The sequence below is a fragment of the Leucobacter chromiireducens subsp. solipictus genome (assembly GCF_016758195.1).
Classification (GTDB): Bacteria; Actinomycetota; Actinomycetes; order Actinomycetales; family Microbacteriaceae; genus Leucobacter; species Leucobacter solipictus.
Genome location: NZ_QYAC01000001.1, coordinates 97,752 through 112,950 on the forward strand (window position 1 = coordinate 97,752; position 15,199 = coordinate 112,950).

Sequence of the window (15,199 nt, forward strand, 5' to 3'; positions counted from 1 at the left end):
TCATGGCCGCAGGACCAGGCACTCACGCCGCCGCCGAGGCGTACGGCACGCGGGCCGCAACGTCGGCGTTGACCTCGGGTATCGCAAGCATCGTGCTCCTGGTGCTGTTTTTCACCCCCTGGTTCGGGGCATACCTCTGCTATGCAAGCATCGCCCTGGGGGCCTTCGGCGTCGTGGTCGGTATCGGTGCACTGAGGCGGCGGCAGCCGAAGCGCCTCGCGGTAACAGGTCTCGTGCTGGGCTCGATCAGTGCGGTGGTGGGTATCGGACTTATCGTGTTTGCGCTGGTGTTTGGTGGTGCGATCCAGATGTAGGGCTCATGTCCGAGGCCTCCCGGCGAGTCGCCCATCCGGAAATACCGAAGGCCCCGCCTCCCCAGTGTTTCGTGGGGGAGTCGGGGCCTTCGCCTGTGGTGCCGGATGCGGGACTCGAACCCGCACGTCTTTCGACAACGCATTTTGAGTGCGCCGCGTCTGCCAATTCCGCCAATCCGGCCGGACCGTGCGTGTTCCCAGCCGGGGCGCGGCTGAGCAACAGAGACCACCTTAGCGCAGCGGAGCGCGTCCGCGCGCACGAACGCGCCGCCACGCCCGCGCGAACCGCGAAGCTGGGCAGAACCGCCGATGAATTCAGGGAAACGTGGTGCCAAATGTCGTAAGCTGAAAGGGTGAATGACCAAAGCACTGCATCGAACACCCCGCGCCGCGTCGTCGTTGCGGAAGACGAGTCCCTGATCCGCCTCGACATTGTCGAGACGCTGCGCGACAACGGCTTTGACGTGGTCGGTGAAGCCGGCGACGGCGAGACCGCGGTCAAGCTTGTCGAGGAGCTCCGTCCCGACCTCGTTGTGATGGACGTCAAGATGCCCCAGCTCGACGGAATTTCCGCGGCCGAGCGCATCAACAAGCAGCAGCTCGCCCCTGTCGTGCTGCTCACGGCGTTCAGCCAGCGTGAGCTCGTGGAGCGCGCCAGCGAGGCGGGTGCCCTGGCCTACGTGGTGAAGCCCTTCACGCCGGCGGATCTGCTCCCCGCGATCGAGATCGCGCTCTCGCGGTTCCAGCAGATCGTCACGCTCGAGAACGAGGTCGCCGATCTCGCCGAGCGTTTCGAAACCCGCAAGCTTGTCGACCGCGCCAAGGGCATCCTGAACGACAAGATGGGCCTCAGCGAGCCCGATGCGTTCCGCTGGATCCAGAAGGCCTCGATGGACCGCCGCCTCACCATGCAGGACGTGGCGAAGACGATCATCGACCAGCTCGGCACCAAGAAGGACTGAGTCAGGTCACACCCCGCACGGCCACACGAACGCCCCGGATCCCTCACGGATCCGGGGCGTTGTGCGTCCGGGCATCGGTGGGTTATCCCGCGATGCGCTTGTAGAAGTTCGTGATGCGCACCGTGGAGCAGCGCTGGCCCTGATCGTTGGTGATCACGATCTCGTGGACGGCGACGCTGCGGCCCAACTTGATGGGCGTGCACACGCCCGTGACCATGCCCGTGCGGGCCGAGCCCGTGTGCGTCGCGTTGATGTCGAGCCCGACTGCGACGTGCCCCTCGGGTGCGACAAGGTTTGCGTGCATGGACCCCAGCGTCTCGCCGAGCACCACGTAGGCACCCCCGTGCATGAGCATGATGGGCTGTGTGTTGCCCTCAACCGGCATGACGGCCACCGCGCGCTCGGTGGTGAACTCCGTGAACTCGACGCCCATCGTGGTCGCGAGGGCACCAATGCCGCGTTCGCGCAGGTAGTCGAGCTGATCCGCGGCGGCCGCAGGGGTGGGGGTGGGGGTGGCGTGCTGAGTCATCGTGGTGAGAGGCCTTCCGGATGGGACGTGTCGCGTCGCACGCGCCCGCGTGAAACTCGACCGTGTGAACGTCGGTGGTGACTTGTAGGCTTGACGTGTGTCGAATACGCCTCAGCCTACCCTCATGATCATCGACGGCCACTCGCTGGCCTTCCGCGCCTTTTACGCGCTCCCGGTCGACAGTTTTCAGACCCAGACGGGGCAGCACACGAACGCCATTCACGGCTTCATCGCGATGCTGATCAATCTGCTCAGCAACGAAACCCCCGACGCGCTTGCGGTGGCCTTCGATATTTCGCGCCACTCATTCCGTACCGAGGAGTACCCCGAGTACAAGGGCACGCGCGGCGAGACGCCCGTCGAGTTCAAGGGACAGATCCCGCTGCTGCAGGAGGCCCTGCACACCATGGGGATCACCACCATCGAGAAGGAGGGGTACGAGGCTGATGACATCCTCGCGACCCTCGCGACGCGCGCGGCCGATGCCGGGTACCGCGTGCTCGTGGTCAGCGGCGACCGCGACACGATCCAGCTCGTGGATGACCGGATCACCCTGCTCTACCCGTCCAAGCAGGGCGTCAGCGAGCTCACCCGCTATGACGCGGAGAAGGTCATGGAGCGCTACGGCGTGCGCCCCGAGCAGTACCCCGAGATCGCGGCACTCGTGGGCGAGACCAGCGATAACCTGCCCGGCATCCCGCGCGTCGGGGAAAAGACCGCGGTCAAGTGGATCAACCAGTTCGGCTCACTCGAGGAGATCCTGCGCCGGCAGGACGAGGTCGGCGGCAGGGTGGGCGAAAGCCTGCGAGAGCACGCGCACCTCGCGGAGCGCAACCGCCGCCTCAACCGGCTGGTGCGCGACGTGGAACTCGGCATTGAGCTCGACGAGCTGAAGCGCGGCGAGATCGATATGGCCGCGGTGCAGGAGATGTTCGCGAAGCTCGAGTTCCGCACGCTGCTGCAGCGCGTGGGGAAGCTCGCCGGCGCCGAGGTGCCGACGGGCGGGGCCACGTCCGCGGCCACCCCGCTCGCGCCCGAGCGGCCGGCCGCGAAGCTGCTGATCGACGAGGAACTGGGGGACTGGCTCGCCAAGGCGGACACTCCGGCGCTCGTGATCCAGCACAGCGACGCCGGATTCGAAGTGGGCGCCGCGACCCCCGAGTCCGCGGTGCGCTTCCAGTGGATCCCGGGTGGGCGCGACTACGCGCAGTTCGAGGAGTGGCTCGCCTCCGACGCCCCGAAGGTGTTCTTCGACGCGAAACGCCAGATCCGCGCGGCGGACGCGGCGGGCGTACGCATCGGCGGGATCGCGGGCGACCTGCTGCTCGCCGCCTACCTGCTGCGCCCGGCGACCCCGGAGAAGACCATCGCGGAGGCCGTGTTCCGGTTCCTCGGCGAGCAGGTCCCCGAGGGCGACCCGAACCAGCTCGTGCCCGAGGAGGGCAGCGCAGCCGATGCGGCCGCCCTCGCCTGGTACGTGGTGCGCGCACACGCGGCAGCCGTGAGCCGCTTCCCGGATCGCACGGGGGACATCTACGCGGACATCGAGTTGCCGCTGGTCCCGGTGCTCGCAGACCTGGAGCAGCGCGGCGTTGAGATCGACCTCCCGCTGTTCGAGGCGCATCACGCCGAGCTGACCGAGCGTGTCACGAGTCTCGAGCAGGAGGCCTTCGCCGCGATCGGGCACGAGGTCAACCTGTCCTCCCCGAAGCAGCTCCAGGTCGTGCTGTTCGAAGAGCTGGACATGCCCAAGACCCGCAAGACGAAGAGCGGCTACACGACCGACGCCGCGGCGCTTGCCGATCTGCAGCAGAAGAGCCCGCACCCGTTCCTGGGGGCCCTCCTCGCGCACCGCGACGCGAACAAGCTGCGGCAGATGGTCGAGACGCTGATCAAAGCGGTGCAGCCGGACGGGCGGATCCACACAACCCTCGTGCAGACGGGCTCGAGCACGGGGCGGCTCGCCTCCACGGATCCGAACCTGCAGAACATCCCGGTGCGCTCCGAGGAGGGCCGTCGGATCCGCGAGGGCTTTATCCACTCGGCCGACTTCGAGACGCTGATGACGGCCGACTACTCGCAGATCGAGATGCGGATCATGGCGCACCTCTCGGGCGACGAAGGCCTCATCGAGGCGTTCAACGCGGGGGAGGACCTCCACCGCTTCGTGGGCGCCCGGATCTTCGGCGTTCCGCCGGAGGAGGTCACGAGCGAGATGCGCGCGAAGGTGAAGGCGATGTCCTACGGCCTCGCGTACGGGCTGTCCGCGTTCGGCCTGTCGAAGCAGTTGGGGATCTCGGCCGCTGAGGCCAAGCAGCTGATGACGGACTACTTCGAGCGGTTCGGCGGGGTGCGCGACTACCTGCGCTCCGTGGTGGATCAGGCGAAGCGCGACACCTTCACCGAGACGATTTTCGGACGCCGCCGGCCGTTCCCGGACCTCGCAAGCCCCAACCGGATCCTGCGCGAGAACGCGGAGCGCGCGGCGCTCAACGCGCCAATCCAGGGTTCGGCGGCGGACATCATCAAGATCGCGATGATCGGGGTCGAACGCCGCATGCGCGCCGCCGAGCTGCGCTCGCGCATGCTGCTGCAGATCCACGATGAGCTCATGTTCGAGGTCGCCGCCGGCGAATGGGACCAGCTCGAAGCCATCGTGCGCGAGGAGATGGCGGGGGCCGCCGAACTCGACGTGCCGCTCGAGGTGCAGGTGGGCCACGGCACGAACTGGAACGCCGCCGCGCACTAGCGGCACCCGGGGAACCGCGTGATTCCGGGACTGGCCGAACGGTCGAGTCCCGGAATCACGCGGTTCTTCGCATTCCTGACCGCCCTTCCTGCTGAGATGGACTCATGACCTCCGAAACTTCCAAACGCGACCTCGGCCGCTTCGTGAGCGAGCGCCGCCGCGCGCTCGGCATCACCCAGCGCGAGCTCGCGGCCCGCCTCCACGTCACCGAATCCGCGGTATCCAAATGGGAACGCGGGCTCTCATACCCCGACATCACGCTCGTGCAGTCGCTCGCGGCGGAGCTCAATGTGAGCGGCAACGAGCTCATCAGCGCGAGCGAGGACCATGAGGGCCGCGCCGTGCAACGCGACGCCCGCGCCTACCGGGGGTGGCGGTCCGCGATTCTGTGGACCACCGGGATCGCGTATGCGGTGACCCTCCTCACCTGCGTCATCGTGAACCTCTCGGTGTCGCACACGCTGAGCTGGTTCTGGATCGTGCTCGCCGCCGTCGCCCTCGCGTTCTCGCTCACCACGCTCCCGCTGCTCCCGATCCCGCAGCGCGGGTGGAGCGCGCTCGGCGGAGCCGCCGTCAGCCTCGCGGCGCTGCTCCTAATCGTCCGCGCGCAGCACGCCCCCGGGGCATGGATCTGGATCGTGTTCGCGGCGGTCCTGTTCGGGCTCGTGTGCGTGTTCGCGCCGATCCTGCTCCGCTCTGCGAGCTTGCCGCACCCCGTGAACCGGCACCTGACGGTGCTCTCCCTCGCGATCAGCACGGTCGCGCTTGCCCTGCTGCTGCTCGTCATCGCCCTCGTGACCGGACGCCCCGAGCTGTGGGCGTGGCCGATGCTTCCGCTCGCGGGAATCGGGTGCGCGCTCGTGTGGGCGATCGCGCTCGCGATCCGGTACCTTCCCGGGTCCGGGTGGATCTCCGCGGCGGTCGTCGCCCTCATCGTCGCGGTCGCCGCCCCCGCCATCAACTGGGCCGTGGACCGCGTGCTGGGCGTGCGCTGGACCTGGGCGCCGGATCTGCTGCGCTGGGACAGCGCCGTGCTCGAGTCGAACATCCTGCTCCTCATCGCACTGGCGGCGGTGGCCGTTGCGGTCGCCTGCGTCCTCGCCGCCGCGGTGTCCGGGCCGGCGGCGAAACGCCGCGAATCACGGCTTGCCCGCGGGTCACATCCCGAGGTATGATGAACCGTCACATTTGTGGCGACTCAACCATGTCCACATGCGAGTCGAGCGCCTCACCCTCCGCGAGAGTCATCTCACGGAAACCGGGGAATCACGCGCGCCTCGCCTGAATATCCTGTCCATTCTGGAGACCAATTACATGACGAACGCAACGACCACGAGCAAGCAGGTCGCAGTAAACGACATCGGCTCAGCCGAAGACTTCCTTGCAGCGGTCGAACTGACCATTAAGTCCTTCAACGACGGCGACCTCATCGAGGGCACCGTTGTGAAGATTGACCGCGACGAGGTCCTCCTCGACGTCGGGTTCAAGACTGAGGGTGTCATTCCCTCCCGCGAACTTTCCATCAAGCACGACGTGGACCCGGATGAGGTCGTCCAGGTCGGCGACTCGGTCGAGGCGCTCGTTCTCCAGAAGGAGGACAAGGAAGGTCGCCTGATCCTGTCGAAGAAGCGCGCTCAGTACGAGCGTGCATGGGGCGACGTGGAGAAGATCAAGGAGAACGAGGGCGTCGTCACCGGCACCGTCATCGAGGTCGTCAAGGGCGGCCTCATCGTTGACATCGGGCTCCGTGGCTTCCTCCCCGCTTCGCTCATCGAGCTGCGCCGCGTGCGCGACCTCACCCCGTACCTGGGTCAGGAGATCGAAGCGAAGATCCTCGAGCTCGACAAGAACCGCAACAACGTGGTCCTCTCGCGCCGTGCCCTCCTCGAAGAGACGCAGTCCGCGACGCGCTCCTCGTTCCTCGCCGAGCTCAAGCCCGGCCAGGTCCGCAAGGGTGTCATCTCCTCGATCGTCAACTTCGGTGCGTTCGTTGACCTGGGCGGCGTTGACGGCCTCGTGCACGTCTCCGAGCTCTCCTGGAAGCACATCGAGCACGCCTCCGACGTCGTCGAGGTGGGCCAGGAAGTCACCGTCGAGGTGCTCTCCGTCGAGCTGGATCGCGAGCGCGTGTCGCTGTCGCTGAAGGCAACGCAGGAGGACCCCTGGCAGGTCTTCGCGCGCACCCACGCGATCGGTCAGATCGCCCCGGGTGTCGTCACGAAGCTCGTTCCGTTCGGCGCGTTCGTTCGCGTTGCCGACGGCATCGAGGGCCTCGTGCACATCTCCGAGCTGTCGGGTCAGCACGTTGAGCTTGCTGAGCAGGTCGTTTCGGCCGGCCAGGAAGTCTTCGTCAAGATCATCGACATCGATCTGGATCGCCGCCGCATCTCGCTCAGCCTCAAGCAGGCGAACGATGGCGTCGACCCCGAGGGCACCGAGTTCGATCCCGCACTCTACGGCATGACCACCGAGTACGACGAGAACGGCGAGTACAAGTACCCCGAGGGCTTCGATCCTGAGACGCAGGAGTGGAAGGAAGGCTTCGAGTCGCAGCGCGAGAAGTGGGAGCAGGAGTACGCTGCTGCCCAGGAGCGTTGGGAAGCACACAAGAAGCAGGTTGCTGCCTCGCTCACCGAGATCATCGCGGCTCCGGCTGCCTCGGAGACCGGCGGGTCCTCCTTCTCCAGCGACTCGGCTTCGGCCGGTGCGCTCGCTGACGACGCGGCACTCGCTGCGCTGAAGGCACAGCTCGAGGGCAACTAACCCTCAGGCAGTTCGCAGGCCCGGTCACCGTCACGGTGGCCGGGCCTGCGGCGTTCCCGGGCGCGTGCGTGTCATCCATGGGTGAGTTTCCGGGGCATCACACGCGCGAAGCCCCGGAAACTCACCCTTCGATGCGTACGGGACGGGCGGTGCGTTCCCGGCGGGCGCGGCGCAGCCGCCGCACGAGCCAGACCACGATGCCCACGAGCAGGACGAGGGCGAGCACGGGCACCACGACGGCCAGGATCGTGAGTGCCACCGCGCCGAGGTCCTCGAAAACGCTCGCCACCGCGGCGCCCGCGCCCGCGGTCATCACGTTCAGGACTGGGCGTGCCACCGCCTTCAGGATGTGCGGCACGAGCGCGATCCCGATGCCGAGCACAAACGGCCAGATCTGACCGGAGGAGACGAAGGCCGCCGGATCCTGCACCGCCACCGTGTCGCTCGCGGCACCCGCCGCAAACACCATGCCGCCAGATGCGGGGCGCACCACGCTCTGGAGCACGTCGTTGACCGTGTCGAGCGCGGGGACCTTGTCGACGAGCACCTCGATGAGCAGCAGCAGCCCGAGGATTCCGAGCGACCACTCGTTCTCGAGCCAGCCCCATCCGGCGGGGAGCTGCACCAGCTCGGTGAAGCGTGAGAGCAGCCCGAGTCCGAGCAGCGGAACATACGCGTTCAGACCCGCGGAAGCGGCGAGCGTCGCGCCGGTGATGAGCTCGAGCATGGTTCTCCTCGCGTGGCCGGGTGGCTCTCTGCCGCTACGCTAACACCATGACGGTGATTGCACTCACCGGAGGGATCGCCTCCGGCAAATCCACGATCGGACGCCGGCTTGCGGAGCTCGGGGCGTCGCGCATCGACGCGGATCAGCTCGCGCGTGACGCGGTGGCCCCGGGCACGCCGGGCCTCGCGCGAGTGGCCGAGCGCTTCGGGGCGGATCGGATCCTCACCGCGGCGGGGGAGCTCGACCGCGCGGCGCTCGGGGCGATCGTGTTCCAGGACGCCGCGGCGCTGCAGGACCTGAACGGGATCGTGCACCCCGAGGTTGCGCAGTTGTACGCGGCGGCGGTCGCGGGGGCGCGGGCCGCGAACCCGGACGGACTCATCGTGTACGAGATTCCGCTGCTCGCCGAGACCGGCCGGGCGGGGGAGTTCGACCTCGTGGTCGTCGCCGACGCGCCCGAGGAGGTGCGGATCGCCCGCATGGTGGAGCTGCGCGGCATGACGGAGGAGGACGCGCGGCGCCGGATCGCGCAGCAGGCCACCGCCGAGGAACGGCTCGCCATTGCCGACGTGGTCATCGACACCTCCGGAACTGAGGCTGACACGCTCGCGCAGGTTGACGCACTGTGGGCGCGGCTCGCGGAGGAGCGACGGGCGTAGCGGGCCGCCGCGGGGCGCGGGACTAGGCCCGGGCGATCTCCGCGAACCAGTCGAGCTGCAGCTGGGCGATGAACGCGATGACCAGGACGGTCACCAGGATCATCACCCAGGACCAGGATGCGAGCTGCTGGAACAGGCTTCGGGTGCGCTCCGAGGCGGGGATGTCGCCGGCCGCGATGGGGCGGAACGCGCTCACCCAGAACAGGGGGATCGTGACGGCCCACACCACCATGCACCACGGGCACAGGGTGCCGAGGCTGAACACGCTCTGCGTGAACAGCCAGATCACGAACACGAACGCGCCGAGCAGGCCCAGCTGGTAGACGCGCCAGAACCACGGGGCGAAGGTGGCCCCGGCAAGCAGCGCGACGCCCACGAAGATCGGTGCCATGAAGCCGGCAACACCGATGATGGTGTTGCTGAAGCCGAACAGCGAGCCCTGCCAGGAGTCCATATTCGGGCCGCAGGTGACGAGGATGCTGACCGCGCAGTTGGGCACATAGCCCGGCTCGGCGAGCGTCTTAATGTACTCGGTGAGCAGCTCCCAGGATGCGAACAGGCCGATGGCCCCCGCGATGATGGTGAACAGTGCGAAGCCGACGGGGCGCTTCACGGTGCGAGGTTCAAGGCTCATGTCGCCGATCCTACTGCGACTGCCTGCATGCCCAGGTGTGAGCCGCGTGACTGCGGTGCGTGGTGCAGCGTCTTCGCGGGATCCGGCACGGTTTCTGCGGTTTTTCAGTGGACCGTGACATAATGAAGTGCGGTGTGAGGACCCTGGAACGGGCCCAACACGCACAGTCTTATGGCGACCGTTGGTTGTCACCGGTCCAAGAGCGACCGAGCGCGAGTGGACGACACTCGCGGAGAACCGCACGCACGGCACCCCCGTGCGACGAAGAATTGCCGGAGCAGGTCAGGCTTTCTCCGGGCATAAGGAGACACCAGCAATGGTGAAAGACACCACATCAGAACAGAACGACGAATCGCAGCAGCCTGCGGAACCCGAAGTGATCGCGGACGCCCAGGACGCCCCCGACGCGAGCGAGGACACCGGCGCGCCCGAGGCGGCATCGGAGCACTCCGACGCCCCCGCCGAGGACACGGCCGGTGCGGAGCCGGCGGCTCCCACGCCGCAGCTGGTCCTGCCCCTCGCGGACATGACCCCCGCTGAGCGCTTCCGTGCCACCACCCGGCTGATCTTCCTCGCCCCCGACGTCCCGCCGATCCCGCCGCGTCCGCGACGGAGCGAACTCCGGCCGAGCGAACTGCGGCAGCTCGACGAGATCCTCGATCAGCGCTTCGACACCGATACGCAGACGGAGGATCGTGACACGGCGTCGTCTTCTCGCCGCACCCGCCGGCGCTCGGGCGGCACTGAATCGCACAGTGAGGACGAGGCCCCCCGGCGCCAGCAGCGCCAGGCACCGGTAATCACCGAACCGCAGCGCATTAAGGGATCCACTCGGCTCGAGGCAAAGAAGCAGCGCCGCCGGGACGGACGCGACGCGGGGCGTCGCCGCGTGGTCATCACGGAGTCCGAGTTTCTTGCCCGCCGCGAGTCCGTCGACCGCGAGATGATCGTGCGCACCACCGCGGACCGCGTCCAGATCGGGGTGCTTGAGGACAAGGTGCTCGTTGAGCACTACGTGGCGCGCTCCAGCGAGAGCTCGCTCATCGGCAACGTGTACCTGGGGCGCGTCCAGAACGTGCTGCCCAGCATGGAGGCCGCGTTCGTGGACATCGGCCGCGGCCGCAACGCCGTGCTCTACTCCGGTGAGGTCGACTGGTCGGAGTTCGAGGGCGGCAACACCGCGCGCAAGATCGAAAACGCCCTGAAGCCGGGCGATCAGATCCTGGTGCAGGTCACGAAGGATCCCGTGGGCCACAAGGGTGCGCGGCTCACGAGCCAGATCTCGCTGCCGGGTCGCTTCCTGGTGTACGTGCCGGGCGGCGCGATGAACGGCATCTCGCGCAAGCTCCCGGACACGGAGCGAGCGCGCCTGAAGAAGATCCTCAAGGAGGTGCTCCCGAGCGGCGCGGGCGTGATCGTGCGCACGGCGGCCGAGGGTGCCACCGAGGAACAGCTGACGCACGACGTGCAGCGACTGACGCGCCAGTGGGAGTCGATCCAGAAGCGCGTCGCGAAGGGCGGCGGCCCCGTGCTGCTGCACTCCGAGCCGGACATGCTGATCAAGATCATCCGCGACGTCTTCAACGAGGACTTCCAGCGGCTGCTGATCTCGGGCCAGGACACCTACACGGTGATCGAGAACTACCTCTCGCAGGTCGCGCCGGATCTCCTGACGCGCGTGGAGCGCTACGACGGCGAGCGGGACGTGTTCGACGAGTACCGCGTCACCGAGCAGATCGCGAAGGCGCTGGATCGCAAGGTCTGGCTGCCCTCGGGCGGCTCCCTGGTGATCGACCGCACCGAGGCGATGACCGTCGTCGACGTGAACACCGGCAAGTTCGTGGGTTCCGGGGGCAACCTCGAGGAGACCGTCACGAAGAACAACCTCGAAGCCGCCGAGGAGATCGTGCGCCAGCTGCGCCTGCGCGACATCGGCGGGATCATCGTGGTCGACTTCATCGACATGGTGCTCGAGTCGAACCGTGATCTCGTGCTGCGCCGGATGGTGGAGTGCCTGAGCCGGGACCGCACGAAGCACCAGGTTGCCGAGGTGACCTCGCTGGGCCTCGTCCAGATGACGCGGAAGAAGCTCGGCCTCGGACTGCTCGAATCGTTCAGCGAGCCCTGCGACGTGTGCGCGGGCCGCGGCATCATCGTGCACCACGAGCCCGTGTCCCGGCATCGGAGCGAGGCACCCGCGCGGAGCTCGAAGCGTGGCCGCGGACAGCAGCAGCATCAGGCACCGCAGCAGGAGACGAAGTCGCAGGCGCACGCCATTTCCGACGGTGCGAAGAACATGCTCGCCCAGGTCGCAGCCTCGACCCTCCCCGCGAAGGACGAGACCCACGTCGAGGCAACGCCCGCGGCGACGAGCTCGGATGTCCCGAGTGCGAGCGCCGGGAGTGCGCGCCGCGGCTCGCGTGCGACCGGCCGGGTGTCCACGCGCCCGGCGCGGCAGGCCGACGCGGATCCGCAGGAGAGCGCGCCGCGTTCGGGGGCGAGCTTCGGGGGAGCCACGGGCTCGACCACCTCAGCCGCCCCGACCGGCGGCGGCAACCTGCTCGACTCCGTGCTGAACGCCCTTCCGGACGCGCCGAGCGCGGGATCCGGCCGGGCCCGAAGCCGGCGCGTGTCGACCGCTCCGCTCCGCGGGGGCAGCGAGTCGCGCGCCGATGAGGCGCAGGCGGCCCAGCTCGCCCTGGCCGAGGCGCTCGAGGCGACGGTGCGCCGAAAAGAGTCGGATCAGGGATGACACGCGGGTGCGCCTATTTGACCATCGAGCGCACATCGAGATATTATTGAGCGTTGGCGCTGCTCTGGCGGCGACACCTCAGACTTCGAAGTCCGGCACGGCCGCGCTTCGACACGCAGGACAATCCTCAAGAAAAGGGTGACAAGTGGTTTACGCAGTAGTGCGCACAAGCGGCCGTCAGGAGAAGGTCGAGGTTGGCTCGATCATTACCGTCAATCGTGTGGCAGGTGACGCAAAGGGCAAGCTCGAGCTGCCCGCCGTCCTGCTCGTCGACGGTGAGAAGGTCACGACCGACTCGGCAGCGCTCGCCAAGGTGAAGGTTACGGCTGAGGTCCTCGACGACCTGCGCGGCCCGAAGATCGTCATCCAGCGCTACAAGAACAAGACCGGCTACAAGAAGCGCCAGGGGCACCGTCAGGATCTGACGCGCCTCAAGGTCACCGGCATCAAGTAACTTTTCCAGGCACTACCGAAGGAGTAGAGACTCATGGCATCCAAGAAGGGCGTGGGCTCCAGCAAGAACGGTCGCGATTCGAACGCGCAGCGCCTCGGCGTAAAGCGTTTCGGTGGCCAGCAGGTCAACGCGGGCGAGATTCTCGTCCGTCAGCGCGGAACTCGGTTCCACCCCGGCGCGAACGTCGGGCGCGGCAAGGACGACACCCTGTTCGCTCTTGCAGCGGGGGCAGTCGAGTTTGGCGCGAAGGGCGGCCGCAAGGTCGTCAACATCGTTTCCGCAGCCTAACTTAGGCGATTCGACGGCGAGGCGGGCTTCGGCTCGCCTTTTGCCGTATCTAGCGAAGGATTTCTCAGCATGGTGACATTCGTTGACCAGGTGCAGGTGCACCTCCAGTCCGGTCGTGGCGGAAACGGGTGTGTTTCAGTCCGGCGTGAGAAGTTCAAGCCACTCGCGGGCCCAGACGGTGGTGCCGGCGGTGACGGTGGCGACATCGTCATCCTCGCCGACCCGCAGGTCACGACCCTGCTCGAGTACCATCGCCGGCCCCACCGTGTCGCCGAGAACGGCGGCTACGGCGCCGGTGGCTACCGCGCCGGGACCACGGCGGCGGACCTGATCCTCCCGGTTCCCGTGGGAACGGTCGTGAAGGACGCTGACGGGGAGACCCTTATCGACCTGAACGAGCCGGGCATGAGCATCGTGGCCGCCAAGGGCGGCATCGGCGGGCTGGGAAACAACGCGCTGGCGAGCGCGAAGCGCGTGGCCCCGGGCTTCGCGCTGCTCGGCACCGAGGGCTGGTCGGGGTCGATCACGCTCGAGCTGAAGACGATCGCGGACGTCGCCTTTGTGGGGTACCCCTCCGCGGGCAAGTCGAGCCTGATCGCGGCGATGAGCGCGGCCAAGCCGAAGATCGCCGACTACCCGTTCACCACGCTGCACCCCAACCTCGGGGTGGTCCAGGCGGGCGATTCCCGCTTCACCGTCGCCGACGTGCCCGGCCTCATCGAGGGTGCGAGCGAGGGCAAGGGTCTCGGCCTCGACTTCCTGCGCCACGTTGAGCGCTGCAGCGCGCTGCTGCACGTGCTCGACTGTGCGACGCTCGAGCCCGGTCGCGATCCGCTCTCCGACCTTGAGATCATCAAGGCCGAGCTCAGCGCGTACCCGGTCCCCGAGGGCCAGGTGCCGTTGCTCGACCGCCCGCAGCTCATCGCGTTGAACAAGATCGACGTTCCCGAGGCGCGTGAGCTCGCGGAGTTCGTGCGCCCCGAGCTCGAGGCGCAGGGCTACCGCGTCTTCGAGATCTCCACGGTGTCCCGTGAGGGGCTGCGCGAGCTCGGCTTCGCGCTGGCTGAACTGGTTGAGGAGGCGCGCGCCGCCAAGCTCGCCGAAACCCCCGAGCAGCCGCGCATCATCCTGAAGCCGAAGGCGGTCAACGACGGTGGCTTCCGGATCGTGAAGGAGGGTGGCAGCTACGGCACCATCTTCCGCATTCTGGGGGAGAAGCCCGAGCGCTGGGTCGCGCAGACCGACTTCCAGAACGACGAGGCCGTCGGCTACCTCGCGGACCGGCTGCAGAAGCTTCGGATCGACGATGCGCTCATTAAGTCCGGCGCCGTCGCGGGCGACGCGGTCGTGATCGGTCCCGGATCCGGCGTCGTGTTCGACTGGGAGCCGACCGTCACGAGCGCCGCCGAGGTGCAGATGGGCGTCCGCGGCAGCGACGCGCGACTTGATCCAACCGAGCGTCGCACCAACAAGGAGCGGCGTGCCGAATACCACGAGATGATGGACGCGAAGGCCGAGGCCCGGGCTGAGCTCGAGCGGGAGCGCGAATCGGGGATGTGGAGCGAAGAATCGTGAGCGTCGGCGCCGAGCTGCTTGCGGCACGGCGGGTCGTGGTGAAGGTCGGCTCGTCGTCCGTGAGCGGCGACAACGCCGTCCAGATCCCGACGCTCGTCACGTCCCTCGCGCGGCTCCACGCCGCAGGGGCCGAGGTGATCCTCGTCTCCAGCGGCGCGATCGCGACCGGGGTGCCCTTCCTCAACCTTGCGGAGCGCCCCGAGGATCTCGCGACGCAGCAGGCCGCGGCCGCCGTGGGGCAGAACATCCTCGTGAACCGGTACCAGCGTGCGCTGAGCAGCCACGAGATCATCGCCGGGCAGGTCCTCCTGACCGCGCACGACATCGATAATCCGACGCACCGCGGCAACGCGCGGCGGGCGATCGAGCGCCTGCTCCAGCTGGGGATCCTCCCGATTATCAACGAGAACGACACGGTCGCGACGCACGAGATCCGGTTCGGCGACAACGACCGGCTGGCCGCGCTCGTGGCCCGATTGATCGGGGCGGACCGGCTGGTGCTGCTCTCGGACGTCGATTCGCTCTACACCGCGCCCCCGACGGTGGTGGGCGCGCAGCGTATTCCCCACGTTCCGTATGGCGACGAGCTCGCGGGTATCGAGATCGGCGCGGCGCAGTCCGGCTGGGGTACGGGCGGCGCAGCGACGAAGGTGCAGGCCGCGCGCCTCGCCGCGGACGCGGGCGCGCACGTGCTGCTGACGGAGACCCGACTGTTTCCGGCGGTGCTCGACGGAGCCGATCACGGTACCCGCTTCGACGGCCGACCGGCTGAGGCCCCGGGCGACGCCTGAGC

Annotated in this window: 14 protein-coding genes and 1 tRNA gene; 11 read left to right on the forward strand and 4 right to left on the reverse strand. The window is 67.9% G+C overall.

Annotated features, from left to right (window positions below; genetic code table 11):
• The first annotated feature begins 2 nt into the window (after positions 1-2).
• Positions 3-314 carry a hypothetical protein gene (locus D3230_RS00430; RefSeq protein ID WP_202343053.1) on the forward strand — a complete coding sequence of 104 codons (312 nt, stop codon included), beginning with the start codon at positions 3-5 and terminating at the stop codon, positions 312-314.
• A 96-nt stretch (positions 315-410) separates the two neighbouring features.
• Here D3230_RS00430 and D3230_RS00435 read toward each other — a convergent pair.
• Positions 411-495 (reverse strand) — tRNA-Leu (locus D3230_RS00435).
• Between the two features lie 172 nt (positions 496-667).
• On the opposite strand from D3230_RS00435, the gene D3230_RS00440 reads away from it, so the two are divergent.
• A complete protein-coding gene (locus D3230_RS00440) occupies positions 668-1,276 on the forward strand; it encodes an ANTAR domain-containing response regulator (protein ID WP_087014914.1) in 609 nt (202 codons plus the stop codon).
• Between the two features lie 82 nt (positions 1,277-1,358).
• On the opposite strand, the gene D3230_RS00445 is transcribed toward D3230_RS00440, so the two are convergent.
• Positions 1,359-1,805, reverse strand: a complete 447-nt coding sequence (locus D3230_RS00445; protein WP_202343054.1) for a hotdog fold thioesterase — start codon at positions 1,803-1,805, stop codon at positions 1,359-1,361.
• Between the two features lie 124 nt (positions 1,806-1,929).
• Between D3230_RS00445 and polA the strand changes: the two genes are divergently transcribed.
• The 3 genes from polA to rpsA all read left to right on the forward strand — a co-directional run bounded on the left by polA (position 1,930) and on the right by rpsA (position 7,317).
• Positions 1,930-4,554 (forward strand): DNA polymerase I, encoded by a 2,625-nt coding sequence (gene polA, locus D3230_RS00450; protein ID WP_202343609.1) that lies wholly within the window; start codon positions 1,930-1,932, stop codon positions 4,552-4,554.
• A 104-nt stretch (positions 4,555-4,658) separates the two neighbouring features.
• A complete protein-coding gene (locus D3230_RS00455) occupies positions 4,659-5,729 on the forward strand; it encodes a helix-turn-helix domain-containing protein (RefSeq protein WP_202343055.1) in 1,071 nt (356 codons plus the stop codon).
• Between the two features lie 139 nt (positions 5,730-5,868).
• Positions 5,869-7,317, forward strand: a complete 1,449-nt coding sequence (rpsA, locus tag D3230_RS00460) for a 30S ribosomal protein S1 (protein ID WP_202343056.1) — start codon at positions 5,869-5,871, stop codon at positions 7,315-7,317.
• 121 nt (positions 7,318-7,438) lie between these two features.
• Here rpsA and D3230_RS00465 read toward each other — a convergent pair whose 3' ends face one another.
• Positions 7,439-8,044, reverse strand: coding sequence for a DUF4126 domain-containing protein (locus D3230_RS00465; protein ID WP_202343057.1), 606 nt, complete (start codon positions 8,042-8,044; stop codon positions 7,439-7,441).
• 47 nt (positions 8,045-8,091) lie between these two features.
• Between D3230_RS00465 and coaE the strand changes: the two genes are divergently transcribed.
• The gene (gene coaE / locus D3230_RS00470; protein WP_202343058.1) at positions 8,092-8,703 is read left to right on the forward strand and encodes a dephospho-CoA kinase; all 612 of its coding nucleotides are present in this window, start codon (positions 8,092-8,094) and stop codon (positions 8,701-8,703) included.
• A 22-nt stretch (positions 8,704-8,725) separates the two neighbouring features.
• On the opposite strand, the gene D3230_RS00475 is transcribed toward coaE, so the two are convergent.
• Entirely contained in the window at positions 8,726-9,337 is a 612-nt protein-coding gene (locus tag D3230_RS00475; RefSeq protein WP_202343059.1) for a vitamin K epoxide reductase family protein, read from the reverse strand.
• Positions 9,338-9,653: 316 nt separating this feature from the next.
• Between D3230_RS00475 and D3230_RS00480 the strand changes: the two genes are divergently transcribed.
• The 5 genes from D3230_RS00480 (at position 9,654) to proB (ending at position 15,197) form a co-directional block, all read left to right on the forward strand.
• Positions 9,654-12,089, forward strand: coding sequence for an Rne/Rng family ribonuclease (locus D3230_RS00480; RefSeq protein WP_202343060.1), 2,436 nt, complete (start codon positions 9,654-9,656; stop codon positions 12,087-12,089).
• 145 nt (positions 12,090-12,234) lie between these two features.
• A complete protein-coding gene (gene rplU / locus D3230_RS00485) occupies positions 12,235-12,543 on the forward strand; it encodes a 50S ribosomal protein L21 (RefSeq protein ID WP_202343061.1) in 309 nt (102 codons plus the stop codon).
• Positions 12,544-12,576: 33 nt separating this feature from the next.
• Positions 12,577-12,831 carry a 50S ribosomal protein L27 gene (rpmA, locus tag D3230_RS00490; RefSeq protein WP_202343062.1) on the forward strand — a complete coding sequence of 85 codons (255 nt, stop codon included), beginning with the start codon at positions 12,577-12,579 and terminating at the stop codon, positions 12,829-12,831.
• A gap of 69 nt (positions 12,832-12,900) precedes the next feature.
• Positions 12,901-14,406: a GTPase ObgE gene (obgE, locus tag D3230_RS00495; RefSeq protein ID WP_202343063.1), complete on the forward strand. Its 1,506-nt coding sequence runs from the start codon at positions 12,901-12,903 to the stop codon at positions 14,404-14,406.
• Positions 14,403-15,197 (forward strand): glutamate 5-kinase, encoded by a 795-nt coding sequence (gene proB, locus D3230_RS00500; protein ID WP_202343064.1) that lies wholly within the window; start codon positions 14,403-14,405, stop codon positions 15,195-15,197. The genes obgE and proB overlap by 4 nt, the downstream gene beginning before the upstream one ends.
• Positions 15,198-15,199: the final 2 nt, after the last annotated feature.